The sequence below is a fragment of the Pseudomonas pohangensis genome, assembly GCF_900105995.1.
In the GTDB taxonomy this organism is placed as follows: Bacteria; Pseudomonadota; Gammaproteobacteria; order Pseudomonadales; family Pseudomonadaceae; genus Aquipseudomonas; species Aquipseudomonas pohangensis.
In genome coordinates, this window is record NZ_LT629785.1 from 1,306,781 (window position 1) to 1,330,958 (window position 24,178).

Here is a 24,178-nt window from a genome sequence, read left to right on the forward strand (position 1 = left end):
GGAGAGTCACTAGCCATGCAACGCATTCATTTTGAAACCGAGCACAACATGTTCCGCGAGTCCTTTCGCGCTTTTCTGCAAAAGGAAGTCGTGCCCCATCAGGATGCCTGGGAAGAGGCCGGCATAGTCAGTCGCGATGCCTGGAAGAAAGCCGGTGAAATGGGCTTCCTGCTGCCGTGGGCGGACGAGGAGTACGGTGGCAGCGGACTGAAGGATTTCCGCTACGAGCAGATCATGTGCGAGGAGCTGGCCAACATCAACGAGGCCGGTTTCATGCTGCCGCTGCATTCGGCCCTGTGCGGTCCGTACATTGCCGAGTACGGCAATGCCGAGCAGAAGGCACGCTTCCTGCCGGGCATCATCAGTGGCGATATCATCCTCGCCGTAGCCATGACCGAGCCCGGCGCCGGCTCCGATCTGGCCGGTATGAAAACCACTGCGGTGGACAAGGGTGACCATTACGAACTCAATGGCTCCAAGGTGTTCATCTCCAATGGCCTGCTGGCTGATCTGGTGATTGTCGCGGCAAAAACCGACCCGTCGAACAAGCATGGTATGGGCCTGTTTCTGGTCGAGCGCAATATGCCCGGCTTCGAGCGCGGCACACCACTGAAGAAACTCGGCATGAAAAGCCAGGACACCGCCGAGCTGTTCTTCAACAACGTCAAGGTGCCGAAGGCCAATCTGCTCGGCGACGCCCGCGGTGGTTTCATCTACCTGATGAACATGCTCGCCCAGGAGCGCCTGACCAATGCCTGTGGCGCGGTAGCCGGCGCCGAAGCGGCGTTGCAGACCACCATCGACTATGTGAAGCAGCGCAAGGCCTTTGACCGGCCGATCTCGCACTTCCAGAACACCCGCTTCAAACTGGCAGAAATGCGCACGCAGATCGACGTGGCGCAGGTGTTTGTCGACCGCTGCGTGATGGATCACAACCAGAAGCTGCTCAGTGCCGAAGTGGCGGCAGAGGCCAAGCTGTTCACCACCGAACTGCTCGGCAAGGTGGTCGATGAAGGCGTGCAGTTGCACGGTGGCTGGGGTTACATGTGGGAATATCCGATCTGCAAGATGTATGCGAATGCGCGCATCCAGCGCATCTTTGCCGGTACCTCGGAGATCATGAAAGAGATCATCAGTCGCGGTATGAAACTCTGAAAATGTTGCCCTTTCCGGAAAGGAGAGGGCAAGTTCGCATTTCAGGTGATTCTTGCGTAACCGAAGGAATATGTAGATGAGTGGTCCGTTGTCCTCACTGAAGGTTCTCGATTTCTCCACCTTGCTGCCCGGGCCGTTTGCTTCGCTGATGCTGGCCGACATGGGTGCAGAAGTGCTGCGCATCGAGTCGCCGACGCGGGTCGATCTGACCCGCCTGTTTCCACCGCATGTCGATGGTGTATCGGCCAGCCATGCCTATCTGAATCGCAACAAGCGCTGCATCTCGCTGGATCTGAAAGCGCCGGCCGCGGTCGAGGTGGTCAGGCAACTGGTGCGCGAGTACGACATCGTGCTCGAGCAGTTCCGCCCGGGCGTAATGGACCGGCTCGGGCTTGGCTATGAAGCACTCAGGGCGATCAATCCCGGGCTGATTTACGTCTCCATCACCGGCTATGGCCAGACCGGCCCCTACCGCGACCGTGCCGGACATGACATCAACTATCTGGCCCTGGCCGGCATCGCCAGCCACACTGGCCGCACCGAAAGCGGGCCATTGCCGCTGGGTGTGCAGGTGGCCGACATTGCTGGCGGCTCATTGCATGGTGTGGTCGGCTTGCTGGCTGCGGTGGTGCAACGGCAGGCAACCGGCCAGGGGCAGCATGTGGATGTAAGCATGACCGACTGTTCCTTCAGCCTGAATGCCATGGCCGGTGCCGCTTATCTGACCGCGGGTATCGAACCGTCGATGCAGGGCAATGCCATCAACGGCGGCAGTTTTTACGATTACTACTGCAGCAGAGACGGTCAGTGGTTCTCGGTGGGCAGCCTGGAGCCGCAATTCATGCAGCAGCTGTGCAGTGCGCTGGGGCGTCCCGAGCTGGCCGTGCTGGGTTTGCGCCCGGACAAACAGGCGGAACTCAAGAGTGCCCTGCGCGAAGAGTTCGCCAAGCGCGATGCAGCCGAATGGCGCGAAGTGTTTGCTGCGCTGGATGCTTGCGTGGAGCCGCTGCTGAAATTTTCCGAAGCGGTCGAGCACCCGCAAATCCGCGCCCGTGAACTGGTAGTGGACGTGCCGCGTGAGGGGAAACCGGCGCAGCGCCAGCTGGCCCATCCGATCAAGTTCTCTGCCGGGGTTGGCGAACCTCGCCATATAGGTGCGCCGTTGGGCGCGCATAACGAGGAGGTCCTGCGCGGCCTGGGCTATTCACCGGAGCAGATCGCCGAACTGAAGGCGGCGAAGGTGATTGGCTGAGGCGTTCAGCCGGTTGCTCGTCAATTACCGGGTGCCCGGCAAACCGGCTTGTCCGATCGGGGCTTGTGCAGGCTAAAACGGTGCCGGGCACTCGAAGCGCAGGCGTTCGCCGCTTTGCGGGTGTGTCAGGCTGAGCATGCTGGCATGCAGGCACAGGCGGTCTGCGGCAGCCAGCGCCTGTTCATGGGCATACAGCATGTCACCAAGCAGCGGATGGCCGATGGACAGCATATGCACCCGTAGCTGATGTGAGCGCCCGGTGATCGGCGTCAGCTCGACCCGGCAATACTCCGCATGCCGTTCGAGCACGCGCCAGAAGGTCTGTGCATGTTTGCCCAGTTCATGATCAACCACGTGGCGTGGCTTGGTCGGCGGGTCATAGCGGAGGGGCAGGTCGATCTGCCCGCTATCGCCTTGCGGCTGGCCCCAGCACAGGGCGGTGTAGGTTTTTTCGGTTTCGCGGTCATGGAACTGCCGGGACAGTTCGCGATGGCTGTCGGCATCGCGGGCCAGCACGATCAGGCCGGAGGTTTCCCAGTCCAGACGATGCACGATACGCGCTTCCGGATAGCCGTTTTCCTGCAGGCGGGTGACCAGACAGTCGCGGTTGTCTTCGGCGCGGCCGGGCACAGAGAGCAGCAGGGTCGGCTTGTTGATCACCAGTAGCGCAGCATCCTGGTGAACGATCTGGATAGTTGACAGCGGCATCGGCATTCCAAAAATGACAACGGCGACCAGAGGGTCGCCGTCGATTGTCCTGCAGGCGATCAGCGATCGGGCAGGGTGATGTTCAATTCCAGGATCGAGCAGGTGCCCTGGTTCTCCAGAGCGACATGCACCTGGTCCTGATCGATATTGACGTACTTGCGAATCACCTCGACCAGTTCTTTCTGCAGGGCTGGCAGGTAGTCCGGCTGGGTGCGCTGGCCGCGTTCGTGGGCAACAATGATCGACAGTCGCTCCTTGGCGACGGAAGCGGTGGTGTTTTGCGTTTTGCGTTGACGGAAGAAATCAAAAATATTCATTCGCGACCTCCGAAGAGGCGCTTCATCAGGCCTTTCTTCTGGATTTCGAGGAAGCGGTGGGGTACTTCCTTGCCCAGCAGGCGGTCAACGGCATCGCCATAGGCCTGGCCTGCATCGCTCTCTTCATCGAGAATCACCGGCTGGCCGGTGTTTGATGCCTTGAGTACCGCTTGTGATTCGGGGATTACGCCGAGCAGTTTGATCGAAAGGATTTCCTCGACGTCCTGCACACCGAGCATCTCGCCTTTCTGCACGCGCTCGGGGTTGTAACGGGTCAGCAGCAGACATTCCTTGATCGGCTCGCGGCCTTCTTCAGCACGCTTGGACTTGCTTGCCAGCAGGCCGAGCATACGGTCGGAGTCACGTACCGAGGATACTTCCGGGTTGGTCACGACAATCGCTTCGTCGGCGAAATACATGGCGAAGAACGCGCCTTTTTCGATACCGGCGGGGGAGTCGCAGACCACGTAATCGAAATCGTTGGCCAGTTGCGTGATGATCTTCTCCACGCCTTCCTTGTTCAGCGCGTCCTTGTCGCGGGTCTGGCTGGCAGCCAGTACGTAGAGATTCTCCAGCCGCTTGTCCTTGATCAGGGCCTGGGTCAGCGTGGCTTCATTGTTGATGACGTTGACAAAGTCATACACCACACGGCGTTCGCAGCCCATGATCAGGTCGAGGTTGCGCAGGCCGACGTCGAAATCGACGATTACCGTTCTGTATCCGCGAAGCGCCAGGCCGGTACCGATTGCGGCGCTGGTGGTAGTTTTGCCTACGCCACCCTTGCCGGAAGTGACTACAAGAATCTTGCCCAAGGTATCAAACCCCAAATATCAGTAATAACAGTAAGTTAGACGCGTTAATTGGTGCATTGTCTGCACTGGTGACGCTTTGATTTGTGCGGCAGTATCCGTTAAAGGCGGGTGATGTTCAACACGTCTTCGGTCAGGTAGACCTGAACCGCTTGCCCCCAGTTCGGGTCACGCCTGAGTTCTTCTGCGGTCTTGTAGTTGCCGGCGATGGAGAGCATTTCGGCGCCCAGCTGCTGGCAGAAAATACGTGCATCGGTGTTGCCCCGCACACCGGCCAGAGCGCGTCCGCGCATGGCACCGTAGAGGTGAATGTTGCCGTCAGCCAATAACTCGGCCCCGGCGCTGACTGGAGCCATCACGATGAGGTCGGCGCCCTGGGCATAGACTTGCTGGCCGCCACGAATCGGTGAGGTGACCAGTTTGCTGGGGCGCAGCACCGGTTCGGCCGGCTTTTCCACTGTTTTGGCCGGGTTGGCTGCCGGTTCGATGGTTTTCTCGCGTGCTCCGGAGGGCGGCAGCAGTGGAATATCCAGCGTATTGGTTGCAGCAATGTGTGATTCGAGTACCGCCCTGACTGCCAGGGTGCGCAATCCGTGGCGCCGGCAAACGCTCATCAGTTCGGCGATATCGATCGAACCTTCACCTTCGGGAAGCTTGTCGAGGGCCAGAATCAGCGGTGTGTTCTGAAAAAATCCGGGGGCTTTCGCGACTTTTTCTGCCAGTTGCAGATTCAGGCGCTGCAGGTCGTTATGCATCAGCTCCAGAATGGTGATGGCCAGCATGCTGCCCTTGAGCTGGAAAACGGGGTCTTGGTCTAGGAGATCGGCTTGGCTCATGGTTGGCCTGCGGCGGTAAAAGGCCACGAGTTATAACCATTAGCCCGTTTTGCCGCAAGCGGCTTGGCTGGAGATTGCTGGATGGTTGGTTAACTTGCGATGGTCGTGGTTATGTAGAATCGTGGGACCTGTCTCGTCTGGAAGCCCTGGCTCATGGATCGACCGCAATTTCGCCGTGCATTTCTTCACCCGCGTTACTGGCTGCTCTGGCTGGGGTTTGCCTTGCTCTGGCTGCTGGCACAGTTGCCTTACGCCGTTCTGTTGCTGCTCGGGCGCGGGCTGGGAAGATTGATGCTGCTGGTCGCCAAATCGCGCCGGCATATCGTCGCGCGCAATCTTCAATTGTGCTTCCCGCAGCTTTCGCCGGCAGAGCGCGAACAGCTGCTGCGCAAGAACTTCGAATCGACGGCCATTGCCTTCTTCGAGATGGCCATGAGCTGGTGGTGGCCGAAAGCGCGTCTGCGCAAGCTGGCTCATGTAGAAGGGCTGGAACACCTGCAACAGGCCCAGGCAGCAGGCCAGGGCGTGATTCTGATGGCCGTGCATTTCACCACGCTGGAAATCGGCGCTTCGCTGCTCGGCCAGTTGCATACCATCGACGGCATGTACCGCGAGCATGACAATCCGTTGTTCGATTATGTGCAACGCCGCTCCCGTGAGCGGCATAACCTGGATGCCACAGCCATCGAGCGTGACGATGTGCGCGGCATGCTCAAGGTGCTGCGAGCGGGGCGGGCCATCTGGTATGCGCCGGATCAGGATTACGGACGCAAGCAGAGTATTTTTGTCCCGCTGTTTGGCGTGATGGCGGCGACGGTCACTGCGACCAGCAAGTTTGCCAAGCTGGGCAGGGCACGGGTGATACCCTTTACCCAGGAGCGCCTGGCAGACGGTTCCGGTTATCGTCTGGTGATTCACCCGCCGCTGGAGGACTTTCCGGGTGACAGTGAAGAAGCCGATTGCCTGCGCATCAACCAGTGGGTCGAGTCGGTAGTGCGGGCCAATCCCGAGCAGTATCTGTGGGCCCATCGGCGCTTCAAGACCCGCCCCGAAGGTGAAGCAAAGCTGTATTAGGCTCAGATCACGCCAGTTTGGCGAAAATGTGGAAATCTTCTGATGAGTGCAAGCGATAGCACCCCTGCGGTTACCGGGCTGATACTTTCCGGTGGCGGTGCGCGCGCTGCCTATCAGGTCGGCGTCCTGAGCGCGATTGCCGACTTGCTGCCGGATGCCGCGCATAACCCTTTTCCGGTGATCGTCGGTACCTCGGCCGGTGCTATCAATGCAGTTGCCCTGGGCTGCGGTGCGTTGCACTTTACCGATGCCATTCGCCAGCTGGCCAAGGTCTGGCAGGGCTTCCATTCGCATCAGGTATACCGCAGCGACTGGCCGGGGGTGATCCGCCAGGCCGGTCGTTTTATCGGTCATAGCCTGCTGGGAATGGGCAAGGAAGTTCCGGTGGCACTGCTGGACAATTCACCACTGCGAGAACTGCTGGAGCGCGAGCTGGACCTCAGTGGCATTGGTGCATCCATGGCGCGGCGGCGCTTGCGGGCGCTGGCTGTTACCGCGTTTGGCTATGAGTCAGGGCAGGCTGTGACCTTTTACCAGAGCCGGGCGGCGATCGAGCCCTGGGCTCGGCACGGCCGGATCGGTGTGCAGACCCGGCTGGATCTGGAACACCTGCTGGCCAGCGCGGCGATGCCGGTGATTTTTCCACCGGTCAAGGTCAATCGCGAGTATTTCGGTGATGGCGCCCTGCGTCAGGCGGCACCGATCAGCCCGGCGCTGCATCTGGGCGCCACCCGCGTACTGGTGCTGGGCGTCAGCGGCAGTACCGATTCCGGCCGGAATGCCGATTCGCGTCCCCTGACCGGCCGGCCGCCGAGCCTGGCGCAGATCAGCGGCCACATGCTCAACAGCACGTTCATCGACAGTCTGGAGGGCGATATCGAGTTGCTGGATCGCATCAATCGCATGAACGGCATGCTGCCAATGTCGGCAGAATCGGTAACGCCTGGCTTCAAGTCGGTTGAGGTGCTGGTGGTATCGCCCAGTCAGCCGCTGGACCGGATTGCTGCACGCCATCGGCATGAGTTGCCACGAGCGCTGCGGTTCTTCCTGCGCGGCGCCGGTGCCACACGCTCCAGTGGAGCCGGGGTGCTGAGTTACCTGCTGTTTGAAGCAGGTTACTGCAACGAGCTGATCGAGCTGGGTTACCAGGATGCGATGAACCAGAAAGACAAACTCAGTCAGTTTCTCGGCCTGGAGGCTGTGGCGCCTGCAGTGGTCGCAGCGAATACGCCACACGCAATGCCGGTCAGCCCAGTTGCGCCGGGATTGGTCCAGGCAGGCAGCTGACGAGGTCTTGCGAGGAGAATCTGGAAGAAAAGGGCGGGTGTAAGCGGATGCCGCCTGCCTGACATTGCGTCAGGCAGGCGTGGCACGGATCAATCGTCGGCGTTGATCTTCAGCTGGCGCATCTCGGTGTAGAGATAACGCACCTTCAGATACTCGAACGGCGAGTTCAGCTGACCGTATTCAAAGGGCGTGGTGTAGCGCTTGTCGATGCCCTGAAGCACGTATATTTCCGGATTTTCCGAACTTGCCGTAGGCACGTTGAGGAAGTCGATACTGCTGTTGGCCACGGTATCCACGACAAAGCCGGAGGTATCACGCAGGTTGGACGGGCCGAGCAGTGGCAGCACGATATACGGGCCATCGCCGGCACCGTAGTGGCCCAGGGTAGTACCGAAGTCTTCCTTCTCCTTGGGCAGTCCCATCATGGTCGCAGGATCCCACAGGCCGGCCACGCCGATAGTGGTGTTGAACAGCAGCCGTGCAGTGATGCGCATCGACTTTTCACCCTTGAGCTGCAGGACGCTGTTGAGCAGGTTGCCTACATCGCCCAGGTTGCTGAAGAAGTTGCTGACGCCGGTACGGGCGACTTCCGGGGTGACGTACTTGTAGCCGCGCACCACCGGCAGCAGCACATACTGGTCTGCCTGGTAGTTGAAACGGTAAATGGCACGGTTCACGGTTTCGAAGGGATCGTAGACATCCATGGTCTGATAAGCCGATTGCTCATAGACCTCCGAATGCAGGCTGGGGTCAAAATTCAATGACTCCAGCGGGCGGGTGTAGCCGTCTGCGTCCGGTGCGTTGGTACTGCCGGCAAATGCCAGATTGCTGCCCAGCATGAGGGCGAGCAGGAGGTATTTCTTAGCCACGGAAGAACTCCAGCATGGCGTCGGTATTGACGCGGTAGTTGATGTTGCCGCAATGCCCGCCGAGCGGATAAACGGTCAGACGGTCGCCGAAGGTGGTGCGCAGAAAGCCCAGATCACCCGGCCCGAGAATGATGTCATCGGCGTTGTGGAAGACCGCAATCTTGGGGCTGCTCTGCAGGTAGTCCTGGATATTGGCCAGACCTGTTTCATGCACCAGTTGCTGCAGGTCGCCCTGCGGATTGCTTTTCTTCCAGTGAGGCATCACCTGCTGGTTCAGGTAGCAGACGAAGTTGCAGTCCAGCGACTTGCGGTAGAGCGGAACCAGTGCGGTCTTGAAGCTTTCCTCGGTATCCAGTTTGTCTATGGTAGCCACCGGCGTGATCAGGCCACGCTTGTTGATGAAATCCGAGGTGAAGATGATGTCTGCCGAAGAGGAGCGGAACGAAGAACCGATGAGCATGGCCATCTGTTCGTCGGTCAGGCGCTCTTTGGATTCCTGGAACTTGTAGGCGGTGGCATCGGAAATACTGATGCGTCCTTCTTCCTTGAAGTACTTCGTCAGCTTGTCGGTCAGTTCGTCAAGGAAGGTGTACTTGTTGTTTACCCCGGGAATTACCACATTCACCAGGCTGTCGAGATTGTTCACCGAGGTATATAGATTGACCGAAGGGTTGATCAGCAGTACCCGGTTGAAATTGAAGCGCTTGCGCTCCTCGTCGAGCTTGCTGACAAAGGCGGCATCCGTGGCGCCCAGGCTGTAGCCGGTCAGGTCGTAATGAGTGACTTGCAGATCCTTGTGCTGATTGCTGATGGCTTCCATGACGCGGTACAGATCCCGGGCGTCGGCTGTGGAAATGCCCGGTGTGGCATCGGTAGATGCGGAAACAATGAAGTCGAAGCTGGTTGGCGAGGAAATCTGCACTACGTGGTAACCGGCGCCGTAGAACAGTTTCTTGAGGAATTCAGGCTTGCTGTCATCGTACTTGGCACCGGTGCCGGCGATGATGAAGATCAGCGGGGCCGGGCCTTTTTGCACGGCCAGCCGGTATTTCAGCTGCTTCACCGCCCAGAAGGCGTCCGGTAGCTGTTCAGCGCGCCCGGGCATCAGATCCAGCGCGTAGTCGCTCTGATCGATATCGTCGTCAGCAGGCAGTACGGGTTGTTGCGCTGGTGGTGTTGAAGCGATGGTTGCTTCGAAGGGGTTGGTCACCGGAAAACCGTAAGTGGCACGGTCGATATCGGCTGCATGGGCCGCGAAGCTCAGGGATAATCCGCCCAGAAAGGCGGCTAGAAGTTGCAAACTGCGCATGGGACAGTCTCTCAGGTTGACAATCGCCATGTAGTAGAACGATTTGAACCCGAATGCGCAATAGCTCGTAACAATATCTGCCACCAGGGGCTGTTGATTTTAATTGGCCCGGTGCTCCGTCCTGTGTTTTTCGATGCATTGACGGCGCAATCATGAACTTCTCGGGAAGGCTGTATGACACACCGTTCATTGCTGTTGTTGGTTGTACTGATTGCGTTGTGTCTTGCTGCCAGCTATGGCTTGCGTTTTGCCCTGATGGAAGATGCCCGCTGGGTCGGTCTGTGCGTGGAGCAGACGCCGCGCTGGGAGTGTCAGCTGCGATCAGTGCTGGGCTGGCTGATCCATTTTCGGGTGATTGCCTGGCTGGCATTGGCCCTGGCCTTGCCGGGTTTTTTCATTGCCCGCAAAAGTGGCGCGGTACTGGCAGTGCTGGCGCTGTGCTGCGCCATTGCGGCGCTGATCCTGTACAGCGCCAGCCTGGCGGTTTTCGCTCTGGTACTGGCTGCCTTGCGTCTGGTGCGCCGCCCGGCCGTCAGCGCCTGACGCTCGGAGCCGGGCGGGAAAGCCGCGCCGAGCGAATCAGCGCCGCACCCAGCAAGAGGCTGACCAGTGCCCAGCCGATTGCCTGCAGATTGCCCGGACCCTCCTGATACAGTTGCAATGGTACGCCGAGTCCGATCAGCGCAGCCAGCAACAACGCTTCGCGACGAGCCAGCACGACCGGTTGTAGTGCATAAAACAGCGCCGGCAGAAGCAGGGCGGCGCTGGGAAAACTCCGATAGCGGGCATCGAACACCAGCCCGAGCATCAGCACGGCGCCGGCAAAGCCGGAAGCCAGCAGCCACCAGCCGGCACGCTGGTGCAAGGCGTTGAACAGCGGCTGGCGCCAGCCACCACGGGCGGACAGGCTCAGCAGCGCATAGATCAGGACCAGCACGTTGAGGCCCAGCAAAGATCCGGCCCACAGCCACTCGCCGACAAAGCGGCTGGTAATCAGCGCCAGTTCAGCCCACAGCAGCATGCATGCCGAGCCCAGCCCGGTCAGCAGCGGCAGCAACAGGGCGGAGCGTACCGATGCAGGGCGGCCCGCCAGCAGCAGGGCGGCGAGCCCCAGCAGCAGACTGGCGCCAAACCAGCATGGCCAGGCCGGCAGGTTGGAGACGCTGCCGGCGAGGATATTTTTTTCCGCGCGATCGGCAGCAAACAGGCCCCAGTAACCACCTACGGCGCCTTCGCTTTCGCGCTTCCACGGCTGGTCAAAGGCTTCAATCAGGTTGTAGTGCCAGCCGTTCTGCTCGGCCAGTTGCACGAATCCGCGAATGAAACGTGCCTGGTTGATCCGGCTGGGCAGGGCGGTGTCCCGCTGGCGACCCTCGCTGGGCCAACCGGTTTCGCCGATGAGGATGTCCTTGGGTGCGTACTGCTCGCCGAAACGCTCACGCACCCGGGTCACCTGCGCCAGTGCCGCGTCGATGCCGGTTGGCTGGTCTTCCCAGTAGGGCAGCAGGTGGATGGTAATGAAATCCACGGCAGGCGCGACTTCCGGGTACTGCTCCCAGAACTCCCAGACATCGGCATAGGTCACCGGTTGCCTGACCTGGCTTTTTACCTGGGCGATCAGGCTGACCAGTTGTGCGCCGGTGACTTCCTTGCGCAACAGCGCCTCGTTGCCGACGATCACGCTGCGGACCACATCCGGGTTGGCGTTGGCACTTGCTATCAGTGCGTCGACTTCGCGTTGCGTGGCCAGCGGGTCGCGGCTCACCCAGGCCCCCTGCATCAGTTGCAGGCCATGTTTGCGCGCCAGTGCCGGCAGTGCCTGCATGCCGTCCATCGAATAGGTACGGATGCACCGGAAGCGTTTGGCCAGCAGCGCCAGGTCAGCGTCCATGCGTTCGGGCCGTAGCACGAAGGGCTGGTCGAAGGGCGACTGGTCCTTGTCGAACGGGCTGTAGGAGACACATTGCAGCTTGTGCGAGGGGGTCGCGCTGTCTGCCAGGGTGACGGGCTGCCCTATGCCGTACCAGAGGCCGCCAAGGGCAAACAGGGCCAGGGCGCAGGAAAACAGGTATGGCAGCAGGAGGGAACGCGAAGAGCTGGGCATGAGGGGGCGCGCTGTGAGTGATCAGGCGCGCATATTAGCGGAATCGAGCGCTGGATAAACGCGCTGTTTGTTTGCCGCGGTTAGCGTTCTGATTGGCCGGCAGACCTTGTGTTTCTGCCGCGCAATGACCAGTACAGCCGAGCTGCGCTTGCACTGCTGTGGCTGACAAAAAAGCAGCGGGATTGCTAACCGGAAAGGGGCGTGCCTGGCCGGCAAACGGTGTGCCAACTGGCCGGTTAAATCTTTGGTCGTATGTGCCCTGTTTCTACGACTTTAGTCGTCTGTTTTCCGCCATTGGCAGGAATAGAGTTCCGCCACCTTTCACCACCCGCGGGAAATCGAAAAATGAACGACGACATGTTCCAGCGGATTTCTTCTAATCCGCATTACCAGGAGCTCAAGGCCAAGCGCAGCCGCTTCGCCTGGATGCTCACCCTCATCATGCTGGTGGTCTATTACGGCTATATCCTGCTGATTGCCTTTGACAAGGAGTGGCTGGCCAAGCCGATTGGTGACGGCGTGATGACGCTGGGCATTCCGGTCGGTTTCGGTGTGATTGTTTTCACCGTGCTGATAACCGGTTTCTATGTGCGCCGGGCCAACACCGAGTTTGACGAGTTGACCCGCAAGGTCATCGAGGAGTCGCGTAAATGAAACGCCATAACCTTCAGGCTTTGCTGGCACTGCTGGCTACCGGCTTCTCCGGCACGCTGCTGGCGGCCGGTGGTGATCTTGGCCAGCTGGAAAAGCAGGCCACCAACTGGACGGCCATCGGCATGTTCACCGCTTTTGTGGTGATGACCCTGTTCATCACCAAGTGGGCGGCCTCGAAAACCAAATCGGCTTCCGACTTCTATACCGCCGGTGGTGGCATCACCGGCTTCCAGAACGGTCTGGCGATTGCCGGTGACTACATGTCGGCGGCCTCCTTTCTGGGTATTTCCGCTGCGGTCATGGTGGGCGGTTACGATGGCCTGATCTACTCGATCGGCTTCCTCGTCGGCTGGCCGATCCTGACCTTCCTGATGGCCGAGCGCCTGCGCAATCTCGGCAAGTTCACCTTCGCCGATGTGGCGGCCTATCGCTTCCAGCAGACGCCGATCCGCCTGTTCGCCGCGTCCGGTACTCTGGTGGTGGTGGCCTTCTACCTGATTGCACAGATGGTCGGTGCCGGTCAGTTGATCAAGCTGCTGTTCGGTCTGGAGTACTGGATTGCCGTGGTGCTGGTCGGTGGCCTGATGATGGTCTATGTACTGTTCGGCGGCATGACGGCCACTACCTGGGTGCAGATCATCAAGGCCGGACTGCTGCTGTCGGGTGCTTCCTTCATGGCGTTCATGGTGTTGCAACACTATGGCTTCTCGCCGGAAGCGATGTTTGCTGCCGCAGTGCAGGTCAAGGAAGCCGGTGCGCTGGCTGCCGGTCAGGATGCTGCCCAGGCAGCCAAAACCGGCCTGTCGATCATGGGCCCGGGCAGCTTCGTCAAGGATCCGATTTCAGCCATCTCCTTCGGCATGGCCCTGATGTTCGGTACCCTCGGTCTGCCGCACATCCTGATGCGCTTTTTCACCGTGCCGGATGGCAAGGAAGCGCGCAAGTCGGTGTTCTGGGCAACTACCTGGATCGGCTACTTCTATCTGCTGACCTTCATCATCGGTTTCGGTGCCATCGTTATGGTCTCGACCAATCCGCAGTTCCTTGATGCCGCCGGTGCCCTGCGCGGTGGTGGCAACATGGCAGCAATCCATCTGGCTGATGCGGTGGGTGGCAACCTGTTCCTCGGCTTCATCTCGGCGGTCGCCTTTGCCACCATCCTCGCGGTGGTGGCCGGGCTCACTCTGTCCGGTGCTTCGGCGGTATCGCACGACCTGTACGCCACCGTGATCAAGAAGGGCAAGGCTGATTCGGCTTCCGAGCTGAAAGTGTCGCGGCGCACCACCATGGTGCTGGGTGTGGTGGCAGTGGTTCTGGGGATTGCCTTCGAGAAGCAGAACATCGCCTTCATGGTCTCGCTGGCCTTCGCCATCGCGGCATCGGCCAACTTCCCGGTGCTGTTCATGTCGCTGATGTGGAAAAACTGCACCACCCGTGGCGCCATGGTTGGTGGCTTCATGGGGCTGATCGTGGCAGTGGTGCTGACCGTGCTGTCGAAGTCGATCTGGGTGGATATCTTCGGCAACGCCGAAGCGCTCTTCCCTTACACCTCGCCCGCGCTGTTCTCGATGATTGCCGGCTTTGGCGGGATCTGGTTCTTCTCCGTCACCGACAAGAGCGACCGTGCCCGCATCGACCGGGCCGGTTACCCGGCACAGGCCATGCGCGGCGAAACCGGTATCGGTATCTCTGCTGCTTCAGCGCACTGATCTACTGGCTACAAGGTTCCATTCAGGCAGCCTGCGGGCTGCCTTTTTCATGGACGTTGAATTTTATTCCTTGCATGGCGCGGTGGTGCAAGAGGCAAGTCAGGCGTGACGAAATGTTCGGCCATGCAGCCGCAACAGGCACAGGACAGAGTCAGGACCAGACAGCCCACTGCATAGCCGGCTAGCGATACTGCTTGTCTATTGCCTGCCGGGTGATTACGCCGTCTATCATCGACTTGCGTAGCCCGGTGACCACCGCCAGCGCGCCCAGCTCTGCCTTGCGCAACACCACCATGGCTTCCTGCAGATTGGCCCGTGCGTCAATCGTGCCGAGTTGCATGCCCTGTTTTTCCAGGCTTTGCAAAGGCGCGGGAGCGTTATCTTCGGCCGGCAGGTTGACGATGCCACGGGCCACCTCGGCGGCGGACAGCAAGACTCTGGGACCCTCGTCATGCTCGACCACCAGCCACAACGGGTGACCCTGCAAGGTCTGGCGAACCTCGTCCAGCGCTGCATCGACGCGGATGCGTGCGAAGCGCCGGTCCATTACCTGATTGACGCTGATGCTGCGCAAATGCCGGGTAATCGCGTTGGGTTCATAGTCCAGGCCGCGTTCACGCAACAGCATGTGGAATACCGACTTCTTGCCGAAGACCTCGCTGACCACCAGATTGGCCCCGACCACGACCAGCATGCCGGGCAGAATGATGTTCAGGTTGCCACTCAATTCGAGCATCGCAATCAGCGCTGCCAGGGGTGCCTGTAGCGTTGCACTCATCATGCCGACCATGCCCAGCAGGACATAGAACCCGGGCGATGCCGCAGCGTCGCCAAACACCCACGCAGCCAGCACGCCAAACAGCCCGCCCATGGCGGCGCCCACCACCAGGGTCGGGCCGATCACGCCACCCGGCAAGCCCAGGCCGATGGCGAAGGTCGTCGCCAACAGTTTCGCCACCAGCAGGGTCAGCAGCGCCGGAACCAGGTAATTGCCCAGCAGCGCGTTATTCACCGAGTCATAGCCAATCCCCATGACTTCAGGGGCCAGCATGGCAATCAGGCCGGTTGCCAGCCCGGCCAGAGTGAAGCGTAACCACAGCGGAATGCGCTGACTGAAACGTACCACCTTCGTCAGCATTTCGATGAACAGCGCCGAGATCGATCCCAGCAGCAAGGCCATGGCGAGCAGCAGGAGGATTTCCCAGTTGGTGCCAAGGCTCAGCGTCGGCACAGCGAATGCAACATGGTGGCCGTAGACAAACTGCGACACCAGCGCGGCCGACACCGAGGCCACCAGCACCGGAGTGAATCTGGCGATGCTGTATTCCATCATCACCACTTCCATCGCGAAAATGACGCCCGCCAGTGGCGTATCGAAGGAAGCAGAAATGGACGCAGCCGTCCCGCAGGCCACCAGCACCAACAGGCTGTTGTTGGGCAGCCCGAAGCGATAACCAATCACGCTGGAGGTGGCCGCGCCCAGATGCACCGCCGGACCTTCGCGGCCAACCGACTGGCCACTGACAATGCACAGGGCGGCGCCAAAGAACTGCACCAGCGCATTGCGCAGCGGCATCCGGCCGTAGTGGTAGGCGACCCGTTCCATGACGTGGGTAACACCCACCGAGCCAGCCTTGCCGAGGCGCTGGAAGATCAGCCCGACCAGCAATCCGCCGGCAACCGCCAGCCCCAGCCGCTCCAGTGGCAGTAGCTGCTCGAAATCATCCACGCCGCCGCTGAGCAGGAAGTTCTGGCCGAAAGAAATCAGCCCGCGGAATGCAACAATGATCAAGCCGGTACCCAGCCCCGCAATGGCGCCAAGCACAACCATTACCCAGAGCACTTCGCCACTGGCGAATTTTGCGCGCAGCCAGTAGAGCATGCGCACCCACAGTGCTTCACCGCTGGCGAATTTCGCCTGCAACCAGGTCAGCATCAGTACCCGCCTTGCGGTCGCAGTTGCACCGGCAGGCAGGGAGTCGGGAGAGGCAGGCAGAGGGCAGGGCGATTTGGGCTGTTCATCGGCTAACTATAACCAATTGCATCGCTGAAATTGCAGCTGGCTGCATCTGCGCTTGCAGGTATCCACAGCAACACCCGCAGCGGGTTATTCCGCCGCTGCGTCGAGACTGGCGCAGGCAAGCTCGTTCGCCGGTCTGTCACCTTCAGCACTGCACAAGCTGGCCGGTGGCTGCAAGCTGCCGGTCGTTATGTGAAGAAAAGCTGCATCCAGTTCCGCAGACTGTGACTCCAGCACCGCTCGGTGAGTGAAGGGTGACTCTCGTCGGTTAATCAGCCCCGGGCGGGAACAATCACCGCCATGGGTGTTAGCATCGGGGTGACAGAGGTCGGTTCTGGCTGTTCTGCAGGGGTGATCCGCTGCAGGCGTTTCCCGGGCAGGCCTGCCCATGCCGCCGGCGCGCCAGCGTTTGCGGCAAATTGCCATTCATACAGGGGGGCAGGATGTTCAAAGGTTTGCTGCGTCAGCTTGCATGCCTGATAGCGGGCCTGATGGTCTGTGCGGTTGCCGTTGCGCAAAGCCGTGAGCCGATAACCATCCGTTACTCCGAACGCAAGCCATTCCAGTACACCGATCAGACGGGGCAGCCGGCCGGCCTGCTTATCGGGCCAACGGTGAGCGTGTTTGCCAAGGCCGGTATCCCGGTCATCTGGAAGTCGGAGCCGTTCAATCGCAGCATGATGCGCATCCAGGCAAACCAGGGCAAAGATTGCTCGGTGGGCTGGTACAAGACTGCCGAACGGGAAACTTACGCCCGCTTCACCCAGCCCATCTATCACGACAGCCCGCAAGTGGGCTTTGCCCGCGCGGATTTTCCGGTGGCTGAAGGGGAAACCGCCAGGGCACTGCTTGCCGATGGGCGAACGCGCCTGTTGCTCAAGCAGAGTTTTGTCTACGGGGAATATCTGGACGGGCTGATCAGCAAGATTCCAGAAGACAAAGTGCAGCGCGTCTCGGTTGAAATCCCTACCTTGTTGCAGATGCTGCAGGCCGATCGGGCCGATCTGACCTTCATCAGCAAGGAGGAAGCCGCGTTCTATGCCACTGAAGCGGATTTCCCGATCAACGACTTCCAGACAATTTCGCTGCCGGATATTCCAAAGGGCGATTTTCGTTACCTGATTTGCAGCCAGCGCGTATCGCCTTCGGTGATCCAGCGTCTGGACAAGGCGATTCGCTCCGAGCTCAAGGTAGACGCAACGGATTCCCCGACCAGCTGAATCCTGCCCGCAGCTTGTCTGCAGCGCCCGGGAGCAAGTCACCTTGCGACATTCTGCTCACTGGGCACTGCGCACCGGCTGTGGTGAAATGCAGTTCAGTGCTCCGGAATCATCCTATTGAAACAGTCCAGCCCCTCCAGTCCAACCAGCCAAGGCTCGCGCTATGGCGGCCAGCACGGGCATCGCATTGTGTTTGTTACCGGCAAGGGTGGCGTTGGCAAGTCGGTGGTGGCGGCGGCGACCGCCCTGCAGTTTGCCCGTCGCGGGCACAACGTGCTGCTGGCGGAAATGGGCAGCCGCAGCTTCTACGGACCGCTGCTGGGTTTGCCGGTGGGGGTCGAGCCGGTGGCCTGGCAACAGAACATCGGCATTGCGCGCTGGGATGTTGAATCGACCCTGCGCGAATATATTTCCCATTACCTGCCGATCAAGGGCCTGACCGACAGGATTCTCGGCAACACCATGATGAAGGCACTGGTGGCGGCGGCGCCGAGCCTCTCTGAACTGGCCATGCTCGGCAAGCTGACCGCGCCGATGCGGCACACCTGGTACAAGCGTGATGTCGATGTGGTGGTGGTCGATGCCTACGCCACCGGCCAGTTCATGGCACTGCTGCGCGCCCCGCGGGGCATGGCGCAGACCGCCACGAGCGGACCGATGTACAAACACAGTTCGATCATGGCGAAGATGCTTGCCGATCCTCAGGTCTGCGAGTACCGGCTGGTGACCCTGGCCGAGGAAATGCCGGTGACCGAGGCCTGCGAGATGGCCGTCGAGTTACAGGCCGAGGTCGGCATCGCGCCACGCCTCTACTGCAATCGCCTGCTTGACCTGCCGGAGCATATTCCAGCGGCCGACCGGCATGATCCGGCCCATGATTTCGTCACCCAGATGCGCCGCATTGAGCGTCTGCAAAAATCCAGCATGGCGCGGCTCGAGGCTCTCGGCCCGGTGCAGCGCCTGCCGCTGGTGACGCGTCTGGAAACCGCTTACCTGCTCGAACAGCTGGCCGATGTGCTGGATGCCGGGGAGGGCGCAAAGCCATGAAGAGCCTGCTGGAAAATCATCGGGTGATCGTCTGCACCGGCAGTGGCGGGGTAGGCAAGACCACCACTTCGGCTGCGCTGGGTATTGCCGCGGCAAAAATGGGCAAGCGCGTGCTGGTGCTGACCATCGATCCGGCACGGCGTCTGGCTACCAGTCTGGGCATCGAGAACTGCTCGGACGATGTCTACGTACCGGGGCAGAATTTCCCCGGTGAGCTGTATGCCGGGATGATCGATCCGTCGACCATCTTCGTCGATTACATCCAGCGGCATAGCCGCAACCGCGAGGCCGCCCAGCGCCTGTTCGATTCGGTGCTCTACCAGCAGCTGTCGACCACCCTGTCCGGCTCCCAGGAGTTCACTTCGCTGGCACGTCTGCAAGATGCCGCCAGCAGTGGCGATTACGATCTGGTGATTCTGGATACACCGCCGGCGGCCCATGCGGTGGACTTCCTGCTGGCGCCGGAAAAGCTCAATGCGGTGTTTGATTCGACCATCGTCAGCCTGTTCATGGGCCGCTCCAGTGGTTTCGGCCTGGCTGCCAGCGCCTGGAAGCAGGGCATGAAGATGATCCTCGGCACCCTGACCTTTCTCACCGGTTCCGAGTTCGTGCGAAATTTCACCGAATTCTTCACCGCCATCGATGCACTGGCCCCGGAAATCCGCCAGACCAACCTGCAGGCCCAGCAACTGCTGCTCGATCCGACTACCGCCTTCGTGCTGATCAGCAGTTTCGATGCGGCGAAAATCCAGGAAGGCGAGGCCTTCCATGACCAGCTCAGCGCGGCCGGTTATCACTTGCGCAAGGTCATCGTGAACCGCGCCTGGCCACAGTGGTCACAGGCCGACGACAGCCGGCAGGCGGCGGTGCAGCAGGCATTGCGCGATGGCAAAGACCATGAGCTGGCAGCCTGTCATGCCCGTTTGCAGGCCTACTACAGTGCCCGGCGTACGCTGCATACGCGCTTCAGCGAGATCCTCAACGTGCCGGAAATGGACGGCGAGATGATCGGCCTGCCGGCACTGGAACGTCTGGCCCGCGTACTGCTGGCGGATAGCTCAGGACTTGTTCTTGAGTAACGCCGCCAGATCGGCAAACGGATTGTGTTTGGCCTGACTGGCCGCACCGCGCCCGGCATCACTGGTCTGGTAGTGCGCATCAACCTGGCGCTGGTGTTCGTTGTCGTGGCAGAACAGGCACAGCAGCTCCCAGTTGGAGCCGTCTTCGGGGTTGTTGTCGTGGTTGTGATCGCGGTGGTGCACGGTCAGTTCCATCAGCCGCTTGCCACTGAACTCGCGGCCGCAGCGTCCGCAGATATGCGGGTACATCTTCAGCGCCTTCTCGCGATAACTGGTTTCGCGGTTGCGCTGGGCCTCGGCAAGGATCTTGTCGAGTTTGCTGGTCGGGTTCTGGCTGCTCATGAGGGCGCTCTACCTGTGACGTGTCCCGTCAGTGTAATTCGCCGGGCAGCTGCTGCGAAGCGCGGGCGTAATCCACAAGCCCGAAAAAAGTGTGCCGTTATGGGTCCGGCCAGTATCAGTCTTATGTGCTTGCAGGGCAGTGCAGTCCTGTGGGAGCGCCGCCCCGGCGCGAGCTATTGGTTTATAGGTGTGGATTGGCGTTGGCTACATCGCGGCGAGTCGCCGCTCCCACAAAAGCTTTGAAATATACAGCTTGCGGCTTTACCAGCAAGCCGGGTAACGCTTTGCAGTTACCCAGCCGGCAAACAGGATCAGCGGATCCTATGCAGGTACTGCAGGTGCCGTTCGTACTGGTCGATGATGTCGCCGATCACGGCATCACGGGACCAGCCCATGATGTCGTAATCCAGCCCGCCTTCGGCCAGATGCACTTCGGCACGAAAGTATTCGCGTGTTTCTTCCGTCTCTTCGTCGCTGTCCAGCAGGGCAAAGTTGGGTTGCTCCAGCCCGTGCGGACGTACTTCATAGTGGAAGTCGGCTTCGGCGCCATGGGACACGTCAAGCCATACGCGAGAGTTCTTGAACGTCACTTCGGCGTGCAGACCCTGCTTCTGCAACTCGCTGCAGACATCCTTGCATGCCGGCAGTACCACTTTGACGATGAAGCTTTTCACATCGCTGCGCTCGGGTAGCGTCGCGATGTTGTGCAAGCGCAGCTGCCAGTCAATCGTGCCGGCAGCGGTGCCGCCACTACTGCTCGGAATCTGGTGAAACTCGCGCTTGGCCGCATCCAGGCGCAGCGCCTTGAACAGCCCCCACATGGCCGCAAGCAGGATCATGGCAAAGGGCAGCGCGCTGGCAATGGTGGCGGTTTGCAGGGCTTTCAGTCCATCGGCCAGCAGCAGCGTAGCGGCCACTACACCGATCAGGGTCGACCAGAACAGCCGTTGCCAGAGCGGTGAATCGCCCAGTTTATGGCTGCGCGAGGAGAGCATGTCGAGCACCAGTGCACCGGAGTCGGCCGAGGTGACGAAGAACACAATGACCATGACCACGGCAATCATCGATAGCAGCGTGGACCAGGGCAGTTGTTCGAGCATGGCGAACAGTGCCAGCGAGCTGTCGGCTTTGACCGTCTCGGCCAGGCTGCCGAGGTTCTCGTAGAGCACCATGTGAATGCCGGTATCACCAAAGACGGTCATCCACAGCAGGGTGAAGGCTGCGGGTACCAGCAGCACACCCAGGATGAATTCGCGGATGGTACGACCACGGGAAATCCGTGCAATGAACAGCCCGACAAAGGGCGACCAGGACAGCCACCAGCCCCAGTAAAACAGGGTCCAGCCGCCGATCCAGTCGGTCGGCTCGTAGGCGTAGAGGTTGAACGTCTTGCTGACGATCTCCGACATGTAAACGCCGGTGTTCTGCACAAAGGCCTGCAGCAGGAACGAGGTAGGCCCGACCAGCAGGACGAACATCAGCAACAGCACGGCCAGCCCGAGGTTCAGCTCGGAAAGGATGCGGATCCCTTTGTTCAGGCCGCTGGCTACCGAAATGGTGGCCAGGGTACAGGTGGCGGCGATCAGTCCGACCTGGATCGGTGCACTGACGGGCAGGCCGAACAGATGATGGAAGCCGCTGTTGATCTGCAGCACGCCAAAGCCCAGGGAGGTGGCGATGCCGAACACCGTACCGACCACGGCAAAGATATCCACCGCATGGCCGATCGGCCCGTAGATGCGTTCGCCGATCAGCGGGTAGAGCGCCGAGCGCAAGCTCAGCGGCAAGCCGTGGCGAAAACAGAAGTAGGCCAGAATCAGTGCGACGATGGCGTAGATTGCCCAGGCATGCAGGCCCCAGTGGAAGAAGGTCAGCTGCATCGCCTCACGGGCGGCCTGTACCGTGCCGCCAGCACCCACCGGCGGGCTGGCGAAGTGCATCAGCGGTTCGGCCACGCCGAAGAACATCAGGCCGATACCCATGCCGGCGCTGAACAGCATGGCAAACCAGCTGGCGTTGCGGTACTCGGGTTGACTGTGTTCAGGGCCGAGCTTGATGTCGCCATAGCGGCTGATGGCGAGAAATACCACGCTGATCAGGATCAATGCCACCGTCAGCACATAGAACCAGCTGGCGTCAGTAACGATCCAGCTCTGCGCTGCGGCGAACAGAATTTGTGTCTGTTCCTTAAAGGCAAGGCTGAACACGATGATGATGGCAATCAGGACGGTGGCTACGAAAAACACCGGCGGATTGATGGTTGAGCGCGAAGACGATTTTGCCTCCATGGATTCAGCTCTCCTTTGGATCGGATGGCCGCCAAGGGCGGAAGACTTTCAATGCAGGCCGTTAGGGTAGCCTAGATATTAATCAGACTCAAAAGAATGATAGTTTTTCTGGATTGATCAGAGTCTCTCCGGGACTGTTCCCTACGGCCTGTCACAGTCCCTCGGTAGGGTGGGCTTCAGCCCACCATTGCTGGTCGCCAGGTCGCCGGACTGCCGGTCTGAAGCCCGCCCCGGGTTAATTCTGGCGGTTAGCCTTGCCAAAGCCGGTAACCAACGCGCAGTTGTTGTGCCGCTCTCAGTCCGGCGCCAGGGTGAAGCCCTGTTTGGGGAAGTGCAGATGAATACTGCCGACCTCGGCTACGTCTCTGGCCAGAATCCAGCGGGTTGGCGTGGCACCGACCAGCTTGCCGCTGGTGGCAACCTGTCCGTAGTCGGAGGGTGTGATCCGGACCTGCTGGCCAATCTGCGGGTCTTTGCGATGCACGGCCGCGATGGCGCGGGGGGTCGCTTCTCTGGCGATGTCCAGTGCCTGCTGCGCGCTGATTTCACGCCGCCCGCCGTGGCCGAAGGCCTGCATGCGATCCATCCAGGCCAGGGTCTGCGGATAGTCGTCGAGCAAGCTGGACTCCGCCAGATCACGCAGAAACCACAGGCTGTGATAGGTGGAGAAATCGGCGTGATTGGGCTGCTTGCCGAACAGGAATGGCTGTTTCAGCATGCGTTCCAGACTCTCCAGATGCAGGCGCACACGCTGTCGCGCGGCCCGCAGGCTCAGTACCGGCAAACCAAAATTGAGGCGATCCCAGATAAACCGTGCCATGTCGGCAACTGACAGCGACTGGCGGAACTTGCGGCCCATGGCACGGGTGCTGGCGGCCATGGCGCAGGCTATGAACACTTCCAGATCCACTTCGCTGGCAAAACCCTGCTGCTGGGTGGTGAGCTTTTCCAGCGCCAGTCTGGGTTTGCCGGACAACGTGGCAATCTCGGCGGCAATCGTGCGCGTATCGCAAAAGATGTCGGCGCCGATCTGCGCCACCGGAATCTTGCGGTAACCACCGGCCAGAATCGCCAGCTGCGGACGTGGCGGCATTTCCCGGGTTATCACCGATTGCCAGTCGAGCCCGGTGTAGCCGAGCATGACGCGGATCTTTTCCGAGAAGGGTGACATCGGGTAGTGATGCAGGATCAGGTCTGACATGGGGGCTCCGCGGCTACTGATTCATGAGTGCTGACCAAGCATAGGGTAGTTGTTGCAGTGGCAGCAGGTGATTGAACGTTTCATGACAGATGACGGCTTTCCGGTTCAGTCTGGAGATTTATCTGGTAGCTCTTAACTTGGTGACTGCTTCCTTTGGCTTCTCGATGGCTGAGTCCAGATGGGCAAGCCTTCATGTAACAGCAGCTACCGGATGATGAGGGCTGCTTTTATTCTGCAAAACCAGCACCTCCGACGGCACACCGAACGGCGTCACGACAGCCTGATGCAGTATCTGCCAGTTCTCCCGGTCAGCGAAGGCGATCAGCTGCATGGGGCGGCACCCGCCAACGATGGCTGGATTCAGGCGGAATAGCGCAGACCAGACGCTGGCTACCAGGCGTGACCTGCGATTGCTGCCTTTGCCAAGGCTGGCCAGGCAGAGCAGACCATCCGGCTTCAGCACGCGCCGGGCTTCTGTGAAGAAGCAATGGATGTCCTTTTGCGAAAGCAGATCCAGTACATAGCAGCAAACAACGCGATCTACTGACTGGTCTTTGAGCGGAAATTCTATGGTGCCATCCGTCAGGGCTGCCTGTGCACGCCGGGGGTACGCTGCCAAACGCTGCCGGGTGAGATCAAGCATGACCGGGCTGATATCGCAGCCCAGATAGCGGGCTTCAGCCGGCAAGTGCCCGGCGAGCAGGCGTTGCGCCAGCTTGCCGGTGCCGCAACCGAACTCGAAGACACTGCGGGCATTGGCAAAGTCGCCATGGGCAATCAGCTCATCCAGCGCCGGGTCTTCATAGAAGCCTTGGCTATCCTGCTTCTTGCCGAAGCGGTCGTAGTAAGCCTGCGCCTCGGCCGGGGTCAAGACGTTGTCTGTGTCTGCCATCCGGAC

At 60.3% G+C, this 24,178-nt stretch carries 22 protein-coding genes; 10 read left to right on the forward strand and 12 right to left on the reverse strand.

All coding sequences use genetic code 11. The annotated features are described in order from the left end of the window. The first annotated feature begins 15 nt into the window (after positions 1–15). The gene (locus BLT89_RS06145; protein ID WP_090193597.1) at positions 16–1,155 is read left to right on the forward strand and encodes an acyl-CoA dehydrogenase family protein; all 1,140 of its coding nucleotides are present in this window, start codon (positions 16–18) and stop codon (positions 1,153–1,155) included. A 76-nt stretch (positions 1,156–1,231) separates the two neighbouring features. Continuing rightward, positions 1,232–2,407, forward strand: coding sequence for a CaiB/BaiF CoA transferase family protein (locus BLT89_RS06150; protein WP_090193598.1), 1,176 nt, complete (start codon positions 1,232–1,234; stop codon positions 2,405–2,407). 72 nt (positions 2,408–2,479) lie between these two features. Here the strand turns inward: BLT89_RS06150 and BLT89_RS06155 are convergent, their stop codons facing one another. The 4 genes from BLT89_RS06155 to minC form a co-directional block, all read right to left on the reverse strand. After that, positions 2,480–3,115: an RluA family pseudouridine synthase gene (locus BLT89_RS06155; RefSeq protein ID WP_090193599.1), complete on the reverse strand. Its 636-nt coding sequence runs from the start codon at positions 3,113–3,115 to the stop codon at positions 2,480–2,482. Between the two features lie 59 nt (positions 3,116–3,174). Then, positions 3,175–3,432: a cell division topological specificity factor MinE gene (gene minE / locus BLT89_RS06160; RefSeq protein WP_090193600.1), complete on the reverse strand. Its 258-nt coding sequence runs from the start codon at positions 3,430–3,432 to the stop codon at positions 3,175–3,177. Continuing rightward, positions 3,429–4,244: a septum site-determining protein MinD gene (gene minD, locus BLT89_RS06165; protein WP_090198759.1), complete on the reverse strand. Its 816-nt coding sequence runs from the start codon at positions 4,242–4,244 to the stop codon at positions 3,429–3,431. Before minD ends, minE begins: the two co-directional genes overlap by 4 nt. 98 nt (positions 4,245–4,342) lie before the next feature. Then, positions 4,343–5,077, reverse strand: a complete 735-nt coding sequence (gene minC, locus BLT89_RS06170) for a septum site-determining protein MinC (RefSeq protein ID WP_090193601.1) — start codon at positions 5,075–5,077, stop codon at positions 4,343–4,345. A 153-nt stretch (positions 5,078–5,230) separates the two neighbouring features. Between minC and BLT89_RS06175 the strand changes: the two genes are divergently transcribed. After that, a complete protein-coding gene (locus BLT89_RS06175; protein WP_090193602.1) occupies positions 5,231–6,151 on the forward strand; it encodes a lipid A biosynthesis lauroyl acyltransferase in 921 nt (306 codons plus the stop codon). A gap of 42 nt (positions 6,152–6,193) precedes the next feature. Beyond that, a complete protein-coding gene (locus BLT89_RS06180) occupies positions 6,194–7,438 on the forward strand; it encodes a patatin-like phospholipase family protein (protein WP_090193603.1) in 1,245 nt (414 codons plus the stop codon). Positions 7,439–7,527: 89 nt separating this feature from the next. On the opposite strand, the gene BLT89_RS06185 is transcribed toward BLT89_RS06180, so the two are convergent. Continuing rightward, positions 7,528–8,307, reverse strand: a complete 780-nt coding sequence (locus BLT89_RS06185) for an MlaA family lipoprotein (protein WP_090193604.1) — start codon at positions 8,305–8,307, stop codon at positions 7,528–7,530. Further along, positions 8,300–9,616 carry a serine/threonine protein kinase gene (locus BLT89_RS06190; RefSeq protein WP_090193605.1) on the reverse strand — a complete coding sequence of 439 codons (1,317 nt, stop codon included), beginning with the start codon at positions 9,614–9,616 and terminating at the stop codon, positions 8,300–8,302. Before BLT89_RS06190 ends, BLT89_RS06185 begins: the two co-directional genes overlap by 8 nt. Positions 9,617–9,790: 174 nt before the next feature. Here BLT89_RS06190 and BLT89_RS06195 point away from each other — a divergent pair, with 174 nt between their 5' ends. Continuing rightward, on the forward strand, positions 9,791–10,159 hold the full coding sequence (locus tag BLT89_RS06195; protein ID WP_090193606.1) for a hypothetical protein: 369 nt from the start codon (positions 9,791–9,793) through the stop codon (positions 10,157–10,159). On the opposite strand, the gene BLT89_RS06200 is transcribed toward BLT89_RS06195, so the two are convergent. Continuing rightward, on the reverse strand, positions 10,149–11,720 hold the full coding sequence (locus BLT89_RS06200) for a glycoside hydrolase family 17 protein (protein WP_090193607.1): 1,572 nt from the start codon (positions 11,718–11,720) through the stop codon (positions 10,149–10,151). The genes BLT89_RS06195 and BLT89_RS06200 overlap by 11 nt on opposite strands. 345 nt (positions 11,721–12,065) lie before the next feature. Here BLT89_RS06200 and BLT89_RS06205 point away from each other — a divergent pair, with 345 nt between their 5' ends. After that, entirely contained in the window at positions 12,066–12,374 is a 309-nt protein-coding gene (locus BLT89_RS06205) for a DUF485 domain-containing protein (RefSeq protein WP_090193608.1), read from the forward strand. Continuing rightward, the gene (locus BLT89_RS06210; RefSeq protein WP_090193609.1) at positions 12,371–14,083 is read left to right on the forward strand and encodes a cation acetate symporter; all 1,713 of its coding nucleotides are present in this window, start codon (positions 12,371–12,373) and stop codon (positions 14,081–14,083) included. The genes BLT89_RS06205 and BLT89_RS06210 overlap by 4 nt, the downstream gene beginning before the upstream one ends. Positions 14,084–14,264: 181 nt before the next feature. Here BLT89_RS06210 and BLT89_RS06215 read toward each other — a convergent pair whose 3' ends face one another. Continuing rightward, the gene (locus BLT89_RS06215) at positions 14,265–16,019 is read right to left on the reverse strand and encodes a chloride channel protein (protein ID WP_090193610.1); all 1,755 of its coding nucleotides are present in this window, start codon (positions 16,017–16,019) and stop codon (positions 14,265–14,267) included. A gap of 527 nt (positions 16,020–16,546) precedes the next feature. Here BLT89_RS06215 and BLT89_RS06220 point away from each other — a divergent pair. The 3 genes from BLT89_RS06220 to BLT89_RS06230 all read left to right on the forward strand — a co-directional run bounded on the left by BLT89_RS06220 (position 16,547) and on the right by BLT89_RS06230 (position 19,449). Next, entirely contained in the window at positions 16,547–17,323 is a 777-nt protein-coding gene (locus BLT89_RS06220; protein ID WP_090193611.1) for a substrate-binding periplasmic protein, read from the forward strand. Between the two features lie 117 nt (positions 17,324–17,440). Then, positions 17,441–18,370, forward strand: coding sequence for an ArsA family ATPase (locus BLT89_RS06225; protein WP_157718805.1), 930 nt, complete (start codon positions 17,441–17,443; stop codon positions 18,368–18,370). Beyond that, positions 18,367–19,449 (forward strand): ArsA family ATPase, encoded by a 1,083-nt coding sequence (locus tag BLT89_RS06230; RefSeq protein WP_090193613.1) that lies wholly within the window; start codon positions 18,367–18,369, stop codon positions 19,447–19,449. The genes BLT89_RS06225 and BLT89_RS06230 overlap by 4 nt, the downstream gene beginning before the upstream one ends. Here BLT89_RS06230 and BLT89_RS06235 read toward each other — a convergent pair. The 4 genes from BLT89_RS06235 to BLT89_RS06250 form a co-directional block, all read right to left on the reverse strand. Then, positions 19,429–19,791 (reverse strand): YajD family HNH nuclease, encoded by a 363-nt coding sequence (locus BLT89_RS06235; RefSeq protein ID WP_090193614.1) that lies wholly within the window; start codon positions 19,789–19,791, stop codon positions 19,429–19,431. The two genes, BLT89_RS06230 and BLT89_RS06235, sit on opposite strands and share 21 nt — an antisense overlap. A gap of 311 nt (positions 19,792–20,102) precedes the next feature. Then, the gene (locus BLT89_RS06240; RefSeq protein WP_090193615.1) at positions 20,103–22,079 is read right to left on the reverse strand and encodes a BCCT family transporter; all 1,977 of its coding nucleotides are present in this window, start codon (positions 22,077–22,079) and stop codon (positions 20,103–20,105) included. Between the two features lie 295 nt (positions 22,080–22,374). After that, positions 22,375–23,280, reverse strand: a complete 906-nt coding sequence (locus BLT89_RS06245) for a glutathione S-transferase family protein (protein WP_090193616.1) — start codon at positions 23,278–23,280, stop codon at positions 22,375–22,377. Between the two features lie 190 nt (positions 23,281–23,470). Next, entirely contained in the window at positions 23,471–24,172 is a 702-nt protein-coding gene (locus tag BLT89_RS06250; protein WP_090193617.1) for a class I SAM-dependent methyltransferase, read from the reverse strand. Between the last annotated feature and the right edge of the window lie 6 nt (positions 24,173–24,178).